Genomic DNA, 16,548 nt, shown 5'->3' on the forward strand with positions numbered 1-16,548 from the left:
TGCCCTGCTCCGCAGGAGTCCGATTCCTCCCCGGCCTGACGGCCGGGGCATCCTCGGAGGAACCCGGTGAACGGGTAGGCCGTCTCGGCGACGAACGCCGGCTTGCCGTAGCGGGAGACCGCCTCGTCCAGGGTGGTCTGGAAGTCGGAGAGCGGGCCGTGCCAGTAGCCGTAGTACGACAGGCCGATCGCGTCGAACTTCACCCCGTTGGCGACCGCGTTGTCGAACCACCACTCGGTGCCGGACTTGTCCCCGCCCTTGGCCAGGTGCAGCGCGACGACCGTGGAGGAGCTGACGGCCTTGGCCGCGTCGTAGCCGGAGTTGAGCAGACCGGCCAGCCGGCTCCAGTTGTCCGTCGAGCCTTCGGACCACAGGATGCCGCCGTTGATCTCGTTGCCGATCTGGACCATGTCGGCGGTGGTGCCCTGAGCCAGCGGCTGTCGGCGGCGCGAGCGATCAGCGCGGGCAGCGCACCGCGTGCCGGGCGGGCGCTCGGCATCCAGCGACGGCTCGCGGGGCTGCGGTTGCCGCGGTCGGTGAGCCTCGGGGCGGGGCTGCCGTTCGCCCGGCCCGCACGCAGCGCGCTCACACTGGCCGCGGTGGTCCTGGGGGTGACCACGGTGACGTTCGCGACGGGGCTGGCGACGACGATGACCCTCTTCGAAGACGGCGGCAAAGGTGCGTACGACGTCACGGTGTACGCAGGCGGCTACGTCGATGGCAAACAGGTGCTGCCGGTCCACGGCGACCGCGAACTCCAGTCGCTGCTGGGCTCTTTGCCGGGCGCGGCACGGGTGACGGCCCGGGCGGACGAGGACGCGCGGCTCGAGGGTTCCGCACAGAGGATCGTCTTCGAGGGCAGGCGCGGGCCGGACCTGCCCCTGGACGACGTGCTCGTCCGGGGGGCACTGGATGCACCGTCCGGGAGAGGTCGTGGTCGGCTCGGCCTTCCTGCGCCGCAACGGGGTGCGCATCGGTGACCCCTCCGGCTGCGCAAGAGCGGCCGCGAGGAGGAGGTCACCGTGGTCGGCGAGCTGATGCAGCAGAACGACAGGGTGGTCGTCGGCGCCTGGTCGACGTTCACCGCACTGGGGCCGGGCGGAAAGGCGGTCGCCTATCACGTCAAACTGCGCGAGGGCGGGGACGGGACCGCGTACGCTCGCGCCGCCCGAGCCGTCGACAAGGGCCTCAGCACCCAGCTGACCGGCCCGAGCAGCGGCGCCCGGACCATCATCGACTCGGCGACCGCCCTCACCCTGCTGCTGGCCCTGGTCGCCTCCCTCGGCGTGTTCAACACGGTCGTGCTCAACACCCACGACCGGCGTCGCGACCTCGGCATGCTCAAGTCGATCGGCATGACCCCGCGCCAGGTGACGGTGATGACGGTGACGTCGATGGCCGTGCTCGGCGTGATCGGGTCGGTGCTGGGCGTCCCGCTGGGCATCGCCGCCTACGAGGTGGTCGTCCCCCGGATGGCGGCGGGGATCGACATCACCCTGCCGTCGTACATGACGGACGTCTGGCACGCGCCGAAGCTGGCCGAAGTGGCACTGGCGGGTCTGGTGATCGCCGTGCTGGGCGCTCTCGTCCCCGCCCGGCGCGCCGCCCGGCTCACCGTGGCGGAGGTGCTGCACAACGAGTGATCCACCGGGGGGACCCGCAACCGGTCAGGATCGAAGAAGCCGCGGCGGGCTCCCCCGCTCTAGCGTGAGGTGCACCGGCGGAAAACCCGTCGGGCCACGCGCCTCAGAAGGAGAGTCCCATGACCGCCGGCGTGCAGACGATCATCTACCCCGTCAAGGACAAGGACCGCGCCAAGGCCCTGTTCACCGCTCTGCTGGGTGTCGAGCCGTACGCGGACCAGCCCTACTACGTCGGTTTCAAGGCCGAGGGACAGGACGTCGGCCTCGACCCGAACGGGCATGCCCAGGGCCTGACCGGGCCGGTGCCGTTCTGGCACGTCACCGATCTCCGGGAGCGCCTCGCGGCCCTGCTGGCGGCGGGCGCCGAGGTGGTCCAGGACGTGCGCGACGTCGGCAACGGCAGGCTGATCGCGTCGGTGAAGGACCCCGACGGCAACCTGATCGGCCTCCTCCAGGACCCGGCCGCCTGAGCACCCCACCCTCCGCTTGCACCCGCACTAGTTGCACAGTCAACGATCGGCCGGATCGGTGCTACGGTGCGGGTATGGCAGTCAAGACGGCCGACGCCCGGCTCGAGGAACGGTGGCGGGACATACTCGCCGTGCACGCGCGCACGATGTGCGAGATCGACCGGGCCCTGCACCCGCACGGGCTGGGCGCCAGCGACTTCGAGGTGCTGGACATCCTGGCGGCCGAGTCGCCCGCGCAGGGCGACCAGTGCCGGGTGCAGAACCTGGTCGGCCGGGTTCATCTCAGCCAGAGCGCGCTGTCCCGGCTGATCGGCCGGCTGGAGAAGGACGGGCTGGTGGAGCGCTCGGTGTGCGCGGAGGACCGGCGCGGGGTGTGGGTGGCGCTCACTCCCAAGGGCCGCGCCCTGCACGCCGAGGTGCTGCCGCTGCAGCGCGCGGTGCTGGAGCGCATGCTGACCGGGCAGGAGCGCTGGAGCAGCGGGCGGGATCACTAGAGCACCAGCTCGGTCCCGTCGGCCAGCACCTCGACGCCCACTTCGGCGACACGCGCGCGTGCCGGTGAGGCGGGGTCGAGCAGCGGGTTCGTGTTGTTGAGGTGGGTGTAGATCCGGCGGGCGCCGGGATGCCGGGCCAGGGCGGCGAGGGTGCCCTCCGGGCCGGTGACCGGCAGGTGCCCCATGGCGGCCTGCCCGGCCCCGGACCGTATCGTCGTGCCCATCTCGTCGGCCGCGTAGAAGGTGCCGTCCAGCAGCACGCAGTCGGCCTCGGCGCACAGCTCGTCCAGCTCTGGGCTCCAGCCGCCCACACAGGGCGCGTACACCAGCACTCCCCCACTGGCCAGGTCCTCGACGCGGTACGCCGTCACCCACGGGCCGGCCGGTCCCGGCGGCTGGGCCGGCACGTACTTCGGGATCTTCGCGCCCAGCGGATGGGCCGTGACCACCAGCCCGCCGGCCAGCACGAACCCGCCGTCGGCCAGGCTGTCGGCCCACTCCCAGGGCGCGTAGCGGTCCAGGGCGGCCCGGGCGGGCGCCAGCACGGAGCGGACCGGCGAGGTGGCGTACACCTTCAGGCCCGCGGCCCCGCGCAGTTCGGCGAGGCCGGTGACGTGGTCGGCCTCGGCGTCGGTGAGCAGGACGCCACGCAGCGGGGTGTCCCGGGGGCCGGGTCCCGGCCACAGCGCCGGTGTGGCGGCGAGCTGGGTGCGCAGATCGGGCGAGGCGTTCAGCAGCCACCAGTCGCGGCCGTTGCCGGTGACGGCGGCGCACTCCTGGGTGCGGGAGGGCAGCTTGCCGTCCCGTGCCGCCGTACACGGTGAGCACGCGCAGTTCCACTGCGGGAAACCGCCACCGGCGGCGGTGCCCAGCACGACGACCCTCACGACCATCCGCTCCTTCACACGCGTCCGGACCTGTCCTCGCTGGATCTTCCCGCCGCGGGCCGGGGACTATCCGGCGGCGGGGGGCAGTTCCGGCCGTCCTTCGCCCGGCCTGCGGTCCGCCGGGCGCTCGGGCGGGATCGACCCACCGGGGAAGTCACGGGGACCGGTCCACAGCGCGGGTACGGCGTCGCAGCGCCGGCACAGTTCGTAGGCGATCGCCTCGTAGTTGACCCGCCAGCCCTGGAAGTGCGGCCAGGCCTCCTTCGGCGGGCGCTGGGCCCGGAACCCGGCCGACTCCAGCATGGCCACGGCCGCGTCGAACTCGGCGAAGGTGAGCCGGATGGTCGCGTCCGGCGACGGGTCGGCGTCGAAGGGGAGGCGCAGCGCGCGGGCGATGTCGCGCAGGGCGGTGAAGCCGGCCCGCAGCACCAGCCGGGCCTCCGGCGGGGCGAGCCGCGGGTCCAGGGCCAGCTGCATCGCGGCCGCGTCCATCACCGCGACCAGACCGACCAGCCAGCTGCGGTGCGGGCGCGGGGAACGGAAGGTCAGCAGGATGGGGTACGTCGAGTGGCTCTCGCCCATGTCCGAGGCGAGCCGTTCCCAGGCGCGATACAGCGTCGGCAGCGCGGTCTCGGTGTCCACCAGCCACTGCCGGGCGAGGATCTCCGGCCCCCAGGCGGGCTCGCCGGCCCGTGCCTGGAGCAGGGTGACCTCCAGTTCGCGGCGGTTGTAGGCGGCGTACAGGGTGGGCAGGTAGGCGATCTGCAGCGCGATCAGGACCGGCCCGGTGGCCGCGGCGACGAAGTCGAGGACCGACAGCTTCAGCCGGGCGCCGCTGGCGAAGCCGAGGGTGAACAGGCTGGACCCCGCCTCCCGGAACGCGGCGGTCCAGGACAGCGGGGACAGCGAGTACAGCAGGAGGCCGAAGCCCAGCAGCGCACCGGCGAGCCAGGTGGCGAGCATGCCGATGAGCATCAGCGGGGCCAGCCAGGTCTGTGCGCGGTCGATGGATGCGTAGTCCTTGCGGACGGATGTCAGCCACAGGATCCGGCGCAGGGCCCACCAGAGGCGGAAGACCAGCGCGGAGTAGAGGCCTCGGGGGACCACGAGGGTGCGCAGGATGCTGGTCAGGACCAGCACCAGGACCAGTGCCCCGGCCGCGCCGGCGATGTATTCCATGGGCCTATTTTTGTCGCCCACGGGGTGGGGTGATCGCTTTCGTGCGCGGGTGCGGGTCGCTCGTGGTCTCTCGCCCCGTTCTCCGCGCCCCTTCGGGGCGCCTGGTCAGCGGGCCAGCAGCGTGCGCACCCCCTGTGAGGTGAGGGTCAGGGCGTGGGTGGAGCTGCCGTCTATGGCCAGGGAGAGATCCTCGTCGGGCCACTGGGAGGCCAGGGCGCCGAGCGGGATGAGGCGGTAGCGGGAGACGAACGGCAGCAGCCCGGCCATCTCGCCCTCCGTGGTGAAGACGGGGACGACCGGGTCGCCTCCGGGCTGTTCCAGGACGGGCAGGGCCACGGTCGTGGCGTCGGCGCCCTCCCCGTCGACCGCGTCGTCCGGCACCGGGACGAGCACGTCACTGTGGGCGAGGACGTCCAGCGCGGCCTGGTCCTCGGCGTTGACGGTCAGCGCGTCCAGCGCCTGCTGGGCCGGCGTCGGCAGGTCGTTGTGTGCGGGTGTCTCCATGGCAGGTCCCCAGGTAGCGACGGTCGTACAGGCCACACCAGGGGCGAAACGGCGTCCCCGGGCGTGCTTCGCCTCGCGTACCCGGTGGACCGCGGGACATGCGTGAGGATCGGCGGGAGATCCGATGGCGGTCAGGCCCCGGTGGTGGCCGGGGAGGGTGAAAGCCGGCCGGCGAGATCGGCCGTCACCCGCGCGGGACCGCCCGGACAGGTCCTAGCGTGCCCGTATGCCGATGCAGCCATGGTTCCGCGACGCCAAGCTGGGATCTTCGTCCACTGGGGCGTCTACCCGGTGGACGGGGTCCCGGAGTCCTGGTCGTTCTACACCGGACAGGTGTCCCACGAGCAGTACATGAAGCAGCTCGACGGCTTCACCGCGTCCCGCTACGACCCGCGTGCCTGGGCGGACCTGTTCGCCCGTGCCGGTGCCCGGTACGCCGTGCTCACGGCGCGTCATCACGACGGTGTGGCCCTGTGGGACAGCGCCCACGGCGATCTGAACGTGGTGCGCCGTACCCCGGCGGGGCGTGACCTGATCGCCGGGTACGCCGACGCGCTGCGCGAGCGCGGCCTGCGGGTGGGCCTCTACTACCCCCACTCGGACTGGAACCACCCCGACTACGCGAGCACCCGGCCCCCGACGAGGATCCCCCGAACCCGCTGGCGCATGCCCGGCCCGGCGAGGAGGATCCGGCGGCCTGGGCGCGGTTCCTCGCCTACAGGGACGGTCAGGTCGGGGAGCTGGTGGACCGGTTCCGTCCGGATCTGCTCTGGTTCGACGGCGAGTGGGAGCGCACCGAGGAGCAGTGGGGCCTTGACGCCCTGGCCGCGCGGATCCTGGCCGGCCATCCGCAGACGGTCCTGAACGCGCGCATGCTGAGCCACGGCGACTACGCCACCCCGGAGCAGGGCGTGCCGCTCCAAGCGCCCGGCGGTCCCTGGGAGTTGTGCCTGACCGTCAACGACTCCTGGGGATTCCAGCACCGCGACCACAACCACAAGTCGGTGCGCCAGCTGCTGCGTTACTTCACGGAGACGATCGGCGCGGGCGGCAACCTGCTGCTCGACGTGGGCCCGCGCGAGGACGGCACGATCACCGCGGAGCAGGCGGAGCGCCTGGCGGGGCTCGGGGCGTGGATCGGCCGGCACGCCGAGGCCGTGTACGGCACGGTGGCCGGCCTGCCGCCGGGACATCACTACGGCCCGAGCACCCTGTCGGCCGACCGGCGGACGCTGTACCTCTTCTGCTTCGACGCGCCGCGCGAGACCGTCTCCGTACGCGGCCTGCGCAACCGGGTGCGCCGGGTGAGCGCGCTCGGGACGGGCGCCGAGCTGGACCACCGCGTCACCGGCGGGCTGCACGAGGTACCGGGGGTGACCTGGCTGGACGCACCGGCGGCGGGGACGTGGACGAGTACGCCACCGTGCTCGCCGTGGAGCTCGACGGGGAGCTGGACCTCTACCAGGGGACGGGGCGCTCCTGACGCGGCAACGCGTCGGCGTCAGCCGAACGTGAGGGTCAGTTCGAAGTGCTTGGGGTCGAGCAGGCCGACGACATGCTCGACGAAGGTGCCGTCGGCCGCCCGGCTGGTCCGCCGCGTCTCCAGGAACCAGTCCCCCGGAGCGCGGCGCAGCAGCTCCGCCTCCCGGGCGTCGACCGGCCGCCCGGAGACCCGCTGTTCCCCGTGGTCGGGCCTGAGCCCCGCGCGCACGAGCAGCTCGGTGACCGACTCCTGGCCGAGGCCGCGGGCGGGCAGCTCGCGGATCAGCGGCACCGGCGGCAGGAAACGGCGTTCGTACGACACCACGGTCCCGTCCGCGACCAGTTCACCGGTCCGCTCCACGCACACGAACTCGTCCTTGTCCAGGCCGAGTTCGGTGGCGAGGGCGTCCTCGTGCGCCTCGCGTACGGCGAGGGTCCGCACGGCGGTGTCCGCCCCCCGCACGGCCCGGGCGCGGGCCCAGCCGAACCGGTCGTCCGGCGGGCGGCCGTCGAAGAGGACGTACGAGCCCTTTCCGGGGCGGGTGGTGATCAGGCCCTCCTCGGACAGTTCGGCGAGGGCCGCGCGGATGGTCGTACGGCTGACGCCGAACCGCTCGGCGAGGGTGTGTTCGCCGGGCAGCCGCTCGCCGGCTCGGCGGCTGCCGTCGCGGATCTCCCGGGCGAGGATCCGGCTGATCCGCTGGTGCTTGAGCGGGACGCCGGTCACGGCCCGGCCTCGGCGAGCAGCTCGTCGCCGGTGGTGACCCGGACCAGCGGCCGGTACAGCTCCATGATCTGCAGGGCCTTGAGGTGGGAGTCGTCGTCCACGCCCGCGCAGGCGTCCGCGACCACCAGCACCTCGGTGCCGGCGTCGGCGGCGGCCAGGGCGGTGGAGAGCACGCAGCACTCGGTGCTGACACCGCCCAGGACCAGGCGGCCCTCCGGGCCGACGCGGGCGGCGAGCTCCGGGGTCCACTTGCCGAAGGTGGTGGCGTCCAGGACCTGGCCGGCCGGGTCGGCGAACTCCTCGGACAGCTGCCAGAGTTCGGCGTCCGGGGGCTGCAGGGCGAAGGGCCACGCGTCGTAGTAGGCGCGCCAGGCCCCGGCCGGTGTCGCGGGGGCCAGGAAGCGGGTGAAGGTGACGCGGTCGGCGAAGGCCGGCAGCAGGCTGCGTACGCCCGCCACCGCGTCGGCGTACCGGGGGGTGGCCCACGGGCTCGCCGGGTCGGCGAAGACGCGCTGCATGTCGATGACGGCGAGGTGTCCGGCGGTCATGGCTGGAGCACCCCCGCGTCGGTCACCGGGCTCGGCGCCTGCGCCTCCTGGGCACGGACCCGGCCCCGGCCCGTCAGCAGGGTGCAGAGGAAGGCCAGCGCCAGCGCCACCAGGACGCCGAGGTTGGCGTACGCCCAGGCACCGGTCTTGCCCCCGAGGCCGAGCGGACCGAGGAGATACCCCTGCCAGGTCAGCCAGCTCGCCGCAGTGTTGGTGACCAGGCCCCAGCCGACGGCCGTGGCGGCGAGGGTGAGGAACAGGGGCGGCAGGGGGATGTCGCCGTAGCGGCCGTGCGGACGGTAGAGGTCGCCGTCGTCGTAGTCGCGGCGGCGCAGGGCGAGGTCGGCGAGGACGATGCCGCACCAGGCGGCGATGGGGACGCCCAGCGTGGTGAGGAAGCCCATGAACTGGCCGAGGAAGTCACCGGCGAAGAACACGATGTAGACCGAGCCGGCGATCATCAGGACGCCGTCGAGCAGGGCGGCCAGATAGCGGGGCACGCACAGGCCGGCGGAGAGCAGGGCGAGGCCCGAGGAGTAGATGTCGAGGACGGCGCCGCCGACCAGACCGAGGACGGCGACCACGGCGAACGGCACCAGGAACCAGGTCGGCAGGATCGTGGTGAGCGCGCCGATCGGGTCGGCCGCGATAGCCTTGCTCAGCGCTGGCGAGGAACCGGCCAGCAGCAGGCCGAAGACCAGCAGGAGCAGCGGGGCCGCCGAGGCACCGAACGTGGTCCAGCCGATCACCCCGCGGCCGGACGAACTCCGGGGCAGATAGCGGGAGTAGTCGGCGGCGGCGTTCACCCAGCCCAGGCCGAAGCCGGTCATCATGAACACCAGCGCGCCGATGAACTCCTGCGCGGAACCCGGCGGGACGGCGCTCACCGTGCTCCAGTGGATGTGGTCGGCGACGAGGCCGACGTAGACGACGGTGAGGACGCCGGTGATCACGGTGATCGCCGTCTGCAGCCGCATGATCAGGTCGAAGCCCATGACTCCGCCGACGACGGTCAGCGCGGCCACGACCACGAGGGCGGCCACCTTGGTATCGGTGCCGCCGCCCCAGCCGAGGCGGCCGAAGACGGTCGCGGTGGCCATCGTGGCGAGCGCGGTGAGGACGGTCTCCCAGCCGACGGTGAGCATCCAGGAGATCACCGACGGCAGCCGGTTGCCGCGCACTCCGTACGCCGCCCGGCTGAGCACCATCGTGGGCGCCGAGCCGCGCTTGCCGGCGACCGCGATGAATCCGCACAGCAGGAACGAGACGACGATGCCGAGCACGCCGGCGGCGAGGGCCTGCCAGAAGGAGATCACGAAGCCCAACGCGAAGGCACCGTAGCTCAGGCCGAGGACGGAGACATTGGCGCCGAACCAGGGCCAGAACAGCGTCCGCGGGGTTCCCTTGCGCTCGGCGTCCCCGATCACGTCGAGTCCGTGCGTCTCCACCTGCAACGCGCTGCCGGTGGATCTGCCGTCGGCTGTTCCCGTCGGGTCCTGCGGTTGCGTCATCCCCGAGCCCCCTGCCCACCTGTCTAGACGTGTCTGCTCACGCTAGAAGCGGCACACCGGGCCGTCAACGCCGGCTGCCGACGGCCCGGCGGTCCTCGCGGTTCAGCGGTCGAACTCCTCCTGGATGGGCGTCTTGGGCTCCTCCCGCAGGTGCTGGGAGAGGCCGGGCTTGCCGCCTTCCCGCGCCTGTTCCGCGCGCTGTGCCGCAGTGCGGCCGATGTCCGAGTCCGGATCGACCCGTACGGACCTCGCCACGTCGTCACGACCCCCGTACTGCTCGGCCGGGATGCCGCGCAGGGCCTTGACGACCTCGTCCGACGCGCCCGCCTCGCGGGCGGCCGTGACCAGGCGGTCCTTGTCGGCCGGGTACGACACGTCCTTCAGCGCCGCCAGCACCTCGGGGACGCTGGTGTGTGCCGTGCTCATGGCGCCTCCCTCACTCCTCGTCGCCTTCCTCGGCGTTCTCGTCCGCGGTGTCCTAGCCCTCCGCCTGGGACGAAGTCGTACGCGGCGGCTGCTCGGCCTCCGCGGTGCCCGGCTCCCGCTCGCCCTCGGCCTGCGAAGGGGTGCTCTCACTCATCGGGCCTCCCACGCGCGTCCGTGCCGGTCCCAAAGACCCCGAGTACCCCTCCCTCCCGCCTCCCATGACCGGGGAGCACCCTCACCTCGCACTGACGGGGATTCCTTGAAGGCTCCCCTCCCTGAAGGGAGGGGAATGCGTCGCCCTCCAGGGCTGAGCGGGGATTTACGGCTCAGGCCGCCACCGGAGCCGGCGGCCCCGGCGGTCTTACGCCCTCGACACCGTCCGGGTTCCAACCTGCCCGGACCAGCATCACGCGGGCGGAGTTCTCGTCCCTGGGGGACACCGCTCCGCACACGGTGCAGGCATACGTTCTCATCGACAGAGGCAGTGCGTGCTTGGTTCTCGCTCCGCACGTGGCACAGTCCATCGTGGTGTGCGCCGGGTGCACGAGACGGACGTCCCGCCCGTGCTTGCGGCCCATCTCGCACAGGGCACGCTTCGTCGCGGCGATGGCGGCATCGGCCGCCTTGCGGGCCATGGTGGTCTTCGCCAGGAACCTCGGCCTGAAGTCCTCCACCGCAACCCCGTCGTGGCCGCGCATCACCCGCTTGGCCCACTTGCGGGCGGTGTCCTCCCGCTGCCGCGCGATCTTCTTGTGCAGCTTCGCCGCCTGTGCCTGCGCCTGCCGGTAGCCCGCGGATGCGGGATGTCCCTTCGGACGCCGCCGCCGGGCCATCATCCGCTGATACCTCGCCAGCCGCTGCGCGGCCCGCCTGCCGTGCTCGGCATGCGGCAGATCGTAGGCGTCGTCCGTGGTGGTGGCGGTCTCCGTCACACCCCAGTCCACCCCGAGCACGCGCCCCGTGGGAGCGAGCGGTTCACTCCGCGCGGCAACGACGAAGGACACATACCAGTGCCCGAGCGTGTCCTGGTACACCCGCACACTCGACGGGTCGGCCGGAAGCTCCCGCGACCACACCACCCTCAGCACGATCCGGCCCGCAAGGTGCAGGCGGCCGTCCCTGAGGCGGAAACCGCGCCTGGTGTAGTTGAGGCTGGGCCGCGCCTCCCGCTTCTTCTTGAAGCGGGGCATCCCGGCCCGCCGGTGCATCGGCAACCGATCCTTGATGTCCTTCAGCGCTTTCGCCCTCGACCTGGCGAAGTCCCGAATCACCTGCTGCTGCGGCACGCTCGCGCCCTCAGCCAGCCACGGCGTCACCCCGCGGGCCTCGGTCAGCATCTTGTCCAACTGCCCCGGACCACAGGTCAACTTCTCACCCGTCGCCCGGCCCTGCGCGTGGACCTGCCGGGACTTCGCGACGCACTCATTCCAGATCCACCGGCAGCGCGCCCACTCCGCTTCGAGTGCGCGCCGCGCGGTAGCCGACAGGCGCACACGGAAGGTGTACCGGGCATGCCCGGTGTCCTTCGTGCCAGCCTCCGTCGTCATGCATCCGAACCTACCCGAGACCACTGACAGTCGAGAGCTCTCGATCACGGTGGGCGGCATCACCGCCGTGCGGGGCGGGGCGCCGGACCGCCCCGACGGCGATCCGGCTATCCCTGCCCTGCTCCGCAGGAGTCCGATTCATCCCCGGCCTGAAGGACTCCGTTGGGAAATCCGCAAACTGGCTGTCGAGTGCTGGTGGTTCACGCGGCGAGTTCCAGGCGGGCCAGGTGTGAGGTCCTGGTGCCGCCGAGCGGGGTTTCGGTCAACCATGCGTCGAGTCGGATGATGTTGATCGCGGTGGCGGCGAGGACGTTGCCGAGGTGGGTCTTGGACAGTCCTGTGTAGCGGGTGCGGCGGATTCCGGTGCGGTGGACGGCTTGCGAGATCGTGCCCTCGACACCGGCTCGGATGTCGTACCGCTTCTTCCATTCCTCGGTTTGCTGTTCCTGTCGGCGCCGGCTCAGAATCTCTTGCTGCTCACGCGGGAGCAGGGTCAGGCTGCGTCCGTAGCGGCCCTTCTCGGACGCCCGCGTGCAGGCCGAGCGCAGTGGGCAGGGGCGGCAGTCGGTGGCGGCGAACTGGATCCGGGTGATCGGGGTGCCGCTGGGCTTGACCTGGTCGGACCAGCTGATGCTGACCGCGCCGCGTGGGCAGACCGCCTTGCGCCGGTCCCAGTCGATCGTGAATGCCTGCTGGGAGGGGTCCGGGCCGGTGTCGTGCTGCTTGCCGTGGTGGGTGTCCAGGCCGACCGGCCCGAGGAGCGTGATCGCATGCTCGTCGAGTGCGGTGAGGATGTGGGCGGCAGTGACGTAGCCGGCGTCCACTACGTGCTCGCCCGGCACCAATCGGCGTTCGTCCAGGTTCTGGTGGACGGTCTCGGTCATCTCGGCGTCGTCGACGGTGGCGTCCGTGGTCTCGACATTCGTGATCATATGGGGTGCATCCGGCTCGCACGTCTCGGTCAGATGGGCTTTGAAGCCGCACCAGCCCGAGCCCCGCTTCATGCCGTAGCGTGCGTCGAGGTCGTAGGGCGAGGACATCCGGCGTCTGCCCGGCGGGAGGTCTTTCGCCTCCCGCCAGCGCACCCCCTCACCGTCGCGGTGGTACTGCTCCAACCAGGCCCGGCGTAGGACCTCAACGGCGGGGATCTGCCGAAGCCAGCCCGGGGCGGCGGGAGTGAAGACGGCCTCCAGCACGGTGAAACCGTCTCGGCCGACCTGCTCAGCCCACTCCTTGCGGACGTTGTCCCCCTTCGGAAAGCGATAAGAATCGATCCGCGTGCCGTAACGCTCGACCCAGGCAGAGTCGACCAGCGACGCCAGCCACTGCGGTGCCGCTGCCGCCAAGGCTTCCAAAGCCGCACGCAGACTCTCGCCCACAAACTCCATCCGGTTCAACGTCCGCACCGCGGCCAGGACATGCGTGGAGTCGGTCCGCTGCCGGCCGCCCGAGCGCAACAGGCCCAGTTCGCAACATCGGGAAAGGACCAGATCCAAGATCCTCTCCTCCAGCCCGCGCTCGATCAGGCGGGAGCGGAAGTCACTCAACACCGAGAAGTCGAAGCCAGGATCATCCAGCTCAAGGCCCAGCAAGAACTTCCAGTCCATCCGCGCCCGCACCTGCTCGGCGGCCTGTCGGTCACTGAGCCCTTCGGCGTACTGCAGCACGGACACCAACGCCAACGCACCCGGTGCTATCGCAGGCCGTCCCCGCAGCGGGAACGCCTCGGCGAAGGATTCGTCCTCGAACAGCGGGCCGAGGGCCTCCTGGATCCGCACCGCCAATGTCCCCTTGGGAAACGAGGCTCGCACCACCCGCGCGGTCAGCTCTGGCACCCCACGGTAATCCCGAGCCTCTAACGACATTCCGCCCCTCCTGCCCGACCAGACGGGACGATCATGTCAACCCCACCAGCACTCGACAGTCGGTTTGCGGATTTCCCAACGGAGTCCTGAAGGCCGGGGCATCCTCGGAGGAACCCGGTGAAGACCGCGTAGATCACCGAGGTCAGCGTCGAGCCCAGGTACCCGAATCCGGCGCCCCGGGTCAGCAGGTCCATGTCGATGGAGTACTTCGCCGAGTAGTACGAGATCGGGATGCCGGTGAGGAAGATGACCACCGCCGCGGTCAGGATCGCCACCATGGCGCTGGAGAAGCCGTGGGAGACGGCGATCGAGCCGCCGATCGCGAAGTCCGCGAGATAGGCGATGCCGCCGAGGGCCGTGGTGGCCACGACCTACGGCGTCCAGCGGCGGAAGGACTTGGGCGCGTAGCGCAGCGAGTAGTCCTCCAGCGTGTCGTTCCGGGTCCACCCGTTGTACGTCCGGCCGCCCGGGGAGGACGGCGGGGCTGGCGGCGCCTGCTTGTCGACGGTCTCCGTCACGGCTGCTCCCTCTTCCTGCGGTCCGCCCCGGTGGGGCCCGGGGCGTTGCAGGGAAGGTTCGCGCCGCGCCATTACCCGGCCGTTTCGCCTGCTCTACGACGGCGGACACGATGACGGGGATCGCCGCTGGTCACCGGGGCGGGGCTGTCGGGCGGGGGCGCGTTTCGCCGTTCTTCTCGGCTCGTTCGGGCTTCTTCTCGGCCCGTTCCGGAGGAACTTCCGCCGAATACCGCGGAGTTACGGGCTCGGGCAGGGTCCGCAGGAGCAGCCGGCTCCGGACCGGCATGAGGACGAGCGGGGCGAGGCCGTCCGCAGGGACGTGGCGTCGGCAAGGCGGCCGATGAGCGGGCTTACGAGACCGCCGACGCTGACGGCCGGGCCGAGAGTGATCCCGCCGGCCGTACCGACGCGGGCTGCCGCGGGCCGTTCGGCCGACACGCGCGCCCAGGCGTCCGCGCACACACCGGCGAGGCTCCGGCGGCCGGAGCGGCTGCACTCGCCGCTCCACGCAGGCCTTGCCCAGGTGGCCGTGTCGGCGGCGTGGCGTGTGCGGCGCCGGAGCGGTACGCGGTGAGGATGGCGGGCGGGAGCATACGGCTGGAGGTGGGTATGACGGTGAACCGTATCGGCCTGGTGGTGCACGGCGGCCGTGCCGAGGCCGTGGCCGCCGCGGGTGTGGTGCGCGAGTGGTGCGCGGAGCACGCCGTGGGATGCACGGACATCGACGTGTGGCGGGAAGGAGCGCGGCACAGTGCCCGGGAGGAGGTCGACTCGGCGGGCGATCCCGACCTCATCGTCACCCTCGGCGGGGACGGCACCTTTCTGCGCGGCGCCCGGCTGGCGGCCGAGAACGACGCCCTGGTCCTCGGCGTCGACCTCGGCCGCGTCGGTTTCCTCACCGAGGTCCCCGTCTCGGCGGTGCGCTCGGCGCTGGACGCGGTCCGGTCCGAGCGGATCACCGTGGAGAGCCGGATGCTGCTGACCATGCGGGCGTCCTGCCGGCTGGAGGTCCCCTCGCAGATGGAGGCGCTGCTGAAGTACGGCCGCGGGCCGATGCTGCCGCCGCCCCGGGTGCGTGGGGAGTGCGAGACCGGCGGTGAGTGGGGCGTCGCGCTGAACGTCACCGCGCTCAACGACGTCGTCGTGGAGAAGCTCGCCCGGGACCGGCAGGTGTCGGTCGCCGTCTATCTGGCCGGCCGGCTCCTGGCCAGCTACTCCGCCGACGCACTGCTGGTGGCCACGCCCACGGGCTCCACCGCGTACAGCTTCGCCGCCGGCGGGCCAGTGGTCTCGCCGCGCGCGGAGGGCCTGGTCTTCACGCCGGTCGCCCCGCACATGGTGTTCAACCGCTCGGTCGTGGCCGCCCCTGACGAGCCCATCGCGCTGCGGATCCTCGACCGGTCGGGAGAGGCCGCCGTCAGCATCGACGGCCAGCTGCGCGGAGTACTCAGCCCCGGGGACTGGATCGGCGTGTACGCCGCACCACGCCGGCTGAAGGCGGTCCGGCTGGGCCCGATGGACTTCTACGGCCGGCTGCGCGAGCGGATGAACCTCACCGACGCGCCCGCCGCGCTCGCCGACGGCAAAGCCGCTCCCCTGTGGCCGGTGACCACACCCCGGCCCGGCGACCTGGCCCACCTCGCGCTGCCCCTGGCTCCCGAGGACGGGCGCCGGCTGTCCTGAAATCCGGCACGGACACGGGAGCCGGCCCCGAGTGCGCGCCTCACCGTGATCGCCCCACGCCTGTTGCCGGCTTCACGCCGATGCCAACCGATGTCGCGTCCGCGCAGCCCTGGGCGTCGGCGCCACGGGACGGCGGACTCAGCCGGCGCCGTCGGCCAGGGCCGCCTCGCAGGAAGCGCGCGATCCCGCCGCGCAACCTGGACGAGTACAGCGCTTCCAACCCGCCGTTCAACTACCACCTCTACGAGGTCACCGCGCCGTTCACCGTCGAGGCCGGGCCGATCAGGCCCTGGTTCAACCAGCCCGGGCTGGGCACGCATACTACACCAGCACCACCGTCGGGGAACTGATCCAGTCCCAGAAGCTGCGGGAGATCCCCGTCACATGACCTCGTAGACGCGGCTGACCGCCGCGACCGGCGACGCCGTCCGCACGAGGCTCGTGCTGCGCGGCGTCACCGGCGCGGCGGCCGACGAACTCGTACCGGTCCACGCCCGCGGCGGGGGCGGCGCTGACCGCGGGCCCCGCCCCTGGCCTCCGCTCAGTCCGTCGTGGACGACTCTCGCCGCGGCAGCTTCCAGTTCGGGCGCGGGAAGTGGCAGGTGTAGCCGTTGGGGTAGCGCTCCAGGTAGTCCTGGTGCTCGGGCTCGGCCTCCCAGAAGTCGCCCACCGGCTCCACCTCCGTGACCACCTTGCCCGGCCACAGCCCGCTCGCCTCGACGTCCGCGATCGTGTCCTCGGCGACGCGGCGCTGCTCCTCGTCGGCGTAGAAGATGGCGGACCGGTAGCTGCGGCCGATGTCGTTGCCCTGGCGGTCCCGCGTGGTCGGGTCGTGGATCTGGAAGAAGAACTCCAGGACGTCGCGGTAGCTCGTCACGGTGGGATCGAAGAGGATCTCGATGGCCTCGGCGTGGTCACCGTGATCGCGGTACGTGGCGTTCGGTGTGTCGCCGCCGCTGTAGCCGACGCGTGTGGACACCACGCCCGGCTGCTTGCGGATCAGATCCTGCATGCCCCAGAAACAACCGCCTGCCAGGACGGCCCGCTCGGTTCCCACGGTCATC

General features: G+C 71.9%; 16 protein-coding genes and 3 pseudogenes. 7 read left to right on the plus strand and 12 right to left on the minus strand.

Annotation, left to right across the window (positions count from 1 at the left end; translation table 11 throughout):
• Nucleotides 1-68 precede the first annotated feature (68 nt).
• Nucleotides 69-431, minus strand: a pseudogene (locus ACIBJF_RS27850) (glycosyl hydrolase 53 family protein); the annotation flags it as partial.
• 105 nt (nt 432-536) lie between these two features.
• On the opposite strand from ACIBJF_RS27850, the gene ACIBJF_RS27855 reads away from it, so the two are divergent.
• The 4 genes from ACIBJF_RS27855 to ACIBJF_RS27870 all read left to right on the plus strand — a co-directional run bounded on the left by ACIBJF_RS27855 (nt 537) and on the right by ACIBJF_RS27870 (nt 2,607).
• Nucleotides 537-980: a hypothetical protein gene (locus ACIBJF_RS27855; protein ID WP_399177813.1), complete on the plus strand. Its 444-nt coding sequence runs from the start codon at nt 537-539 to the stop codon at nt 978-980.
• Between the two features lie 42 nt (nt 981-1,022).
• The gene (locus ACIBJF_RS27860) at nt 1,023-1,643 is read left to right on the plus strand and encodes an ABC transporter permease (protein ID WP_399177740.1); all 621 of its coding nucleotides are present in this window, start codon (nt 1,023-1,025) and stop codon (nt 1,641-1,643) included.
• Nucleotides 1,644-1,762: 119 nt separating this feature from the next.
• Entirely contained in the window at nt 1,763-2,113 is a 351-nt protein-coding gene (locus ACIBJF_RS27865) for a VOC family protein (protein ID WP_069782639.1), read from the plus strand.
• Nucleotides 2,114-2,187: 74 nt separating this feature from the next.
• Nucleotides 2,188-2,607 (plus strand): MarR family winged helix-turn-helix transcriptional regulator, encoded by a 420-nt coding sequence (locus ACIBJF_RS27870; RefSeq protein ID WP_399177742.1) that lies wholly within the window; start codon nt 2,188-2,190, stop codon nt 2,605-2,607.
• Here the strand turns inward: ACIBJF_RS27870 and pqqB are convergent.
• The 3 genes from pqqB to ACIBJF_RS27885 form a co-directional block, all read right to left on the minus strand.
• Nucleotides 2,604-3,494, minus strand: a complete 891-nt coding sequence (gene pqqB, locus ACIBJF_RS27875; protein ID WP_399177744.1) for a pyrroloquinoline quinone biosynthesis protein PqqB — start codon at nt 3,492-3,494, stop codon at nt 2,604-2,606. The genes ACIBJF_RS27870 and pqqB overlap by 4 nt on opposite strands.
• A 66-nt stretch (nt 3,495-3,560) precedes the next feature.
• A complete protein-coding gene (locus ACIBJF_RS27880; RefSeq protein WP_399177745.1) occupies nt 3,561-4,673 on the minus strand; it encodes a hypothetical protein in 1,113 nt (370 codons plus the stop codon).
• Nucleotides 4,674-4,778: 105 nt separating this feature from the next.
• Nucleotides 4,779-5,177: an SseB family protein gene (locus ACIBJF_RS27885; RefSeq protein WP_351804949.1), complete on the minus strand. Its 399-nt coding sequence runs from the start codon at nt 5,175-5,177 to the stop codon at nt 4,779-4,781.
• A 226-nt stretch (nt 5,178-5,403) separates the two neighbouring features.
• Between ACIBJF_RS27885 and ACIBJF_RS27890 the strand changes: the two are divergent.
• A pseudogene (locus ACIBJF_RS27890) lies at nt 5,404-6,660 on the plus strand (alpha-L-fucosidase).
• 18 nt (nt 6,661-6,678) lie between these two features.
• Here ACIBJF_RS27890 and ACIBJF_RS27895 read toward each other — a convergent pair.
• From ACIBJF_RS27895 to ACIBJF_RS27925, 7 genes and pseudogenes are all read right to left on the minus strand, one after another.
• Nucleotides 6,679-7,386, minus strand: coding sequence for a GntR family transcriptional regulator (locus ACIBJF_RS27895; protein WP_399177747.1), 708 nt, complete (start codon nt 7,384-7,386; stop codon nt 6,679-6,681).
• Nucleotides 7,383-7,934, minus strand: a complete 552-nt coding sequence (locus tag ACIBJF_RS27900) for a cysteine hydrolase family protein (protein ID WP_399177749.1) — start codon at nt 7,932-7,934, stop codon at nt 7,383-7,385. The genes ACIBJF_RS27895 and ACIBJF_RS27900 overlap by 4 nt, the downstream gene beginning before the upstream one ends.
• Nucleotides 7,931-9,445 carry a purine-cytosine permease family protein gene (locus ACIBJF_RS27905; protein WP_399177751.1) on the minus strand — a complete coding sequence of 505 codons (1,515 nt, stop codon included), beginning with the start codon at nt 9,443-9,445 and terminating at the stop codon, nt 7,931-7,933. Before ACIBJF_RS27905 ends, ACIBJF_RS27900 begins: the two co-directional genes overlap by 4 nt.
• A 102-nt stretch (nt 9,446-9,547) precedes the next feature.
• Nucleotides 9,548-9,871, minus strand: coding sequence for a DUF2795 domain-containing protein (locus tag ACIBJF_RS27910; RefSeq protein WP_399177753.1), 324 nt, complete (start codon nt 9,869-9,871; stop codon nt 9,548-9,550).
• 326 nt (nt 9,872-10,197) lie between these two features.
• The gene (locus ACIBJF_RS27915; protein WP_399177754.1) at nt 10,198-11,418 is read right to left on the minus strand and encodes an RNA-guided endonuclease InsQ/TnpB family protein; all 1,221 of its coding nucleotides are present in this window, start codon (nt 11,416-11,418) and stop codon (nt 10,198-10,200) included.
• A 200-nt stretch (nt 11,419-11,618) separates the two neighbouring features.
• Entirely contained in the window at nt 11,619-13,283 is a 1,665-nt protein-coding gene (locus ACIBJF_RS27920) for an IS1182 family transposase (RefSeq protein ID WP_399177756.1), read from the minus strand.
• Between the two features lie 116 nt (nt 13,284-13,399).
• Nucleotides 13,400-13,801, minus strand: a pseudogene (locus tag ACIBJF_RS27925) (hypothetical protein); the annotation flags it as partial.
• Nucleotides 13,802-14,410: 609 nt separating this feature from the next.
• Between ACIBJF_RS27925 and ACIBJF_RS27930 the strand changes: the two are divergent.
• A complete protein-coding gene (locus ACIBJF_RS27930) occupies nt 14,411-15,484 on the plus strand; it encodes an NAD(+)/NADH kinase (RefSeq protein ID WP_399177757.1) in 1,074 nt (357 codons plus the stop codon).
• Between the two features lie 80 nt (nt 15,485-15,564).
• Complete coding sequence (locus ACIBJF_RS27935; RefSeq protein WP_399177759.1) at nt 15,565-15,834, plus strand: TNT domain-containing protein; 270 nt, start codon at nt 15,565-15,567, stop codon at nt 15,832-15,834.
• 191 nt (nt 15,835-16,025) lie between these two features.
• On the opposite strand, the gene msrA is transcribed toward ACIBJF_RS27935, so the two are convergent.
• Nucleotides 16,026-16,547, minus strand: a complete 522-nt coding sequence (gene msrA / locus ACIBJF_RS27940; protein WP_399177761.1) for a peptide-methionine (S)-S-oxide reductase MsrA — start codon at nt 16,545-16,547, stop codon at nt 16,026-16,028.
• Nucleotide 16,548 lies beyond the last annotated feature (1 nt).

Source organism: Streptomyces sp. NPDC050743, from assembly GCF_044456925.1.
Classification (GTDB): domain Bacteria; phylum Actinomycetota; class Actinomycetes; order Streptomycetales; family Streptomycetaceae; genus Streptomyces.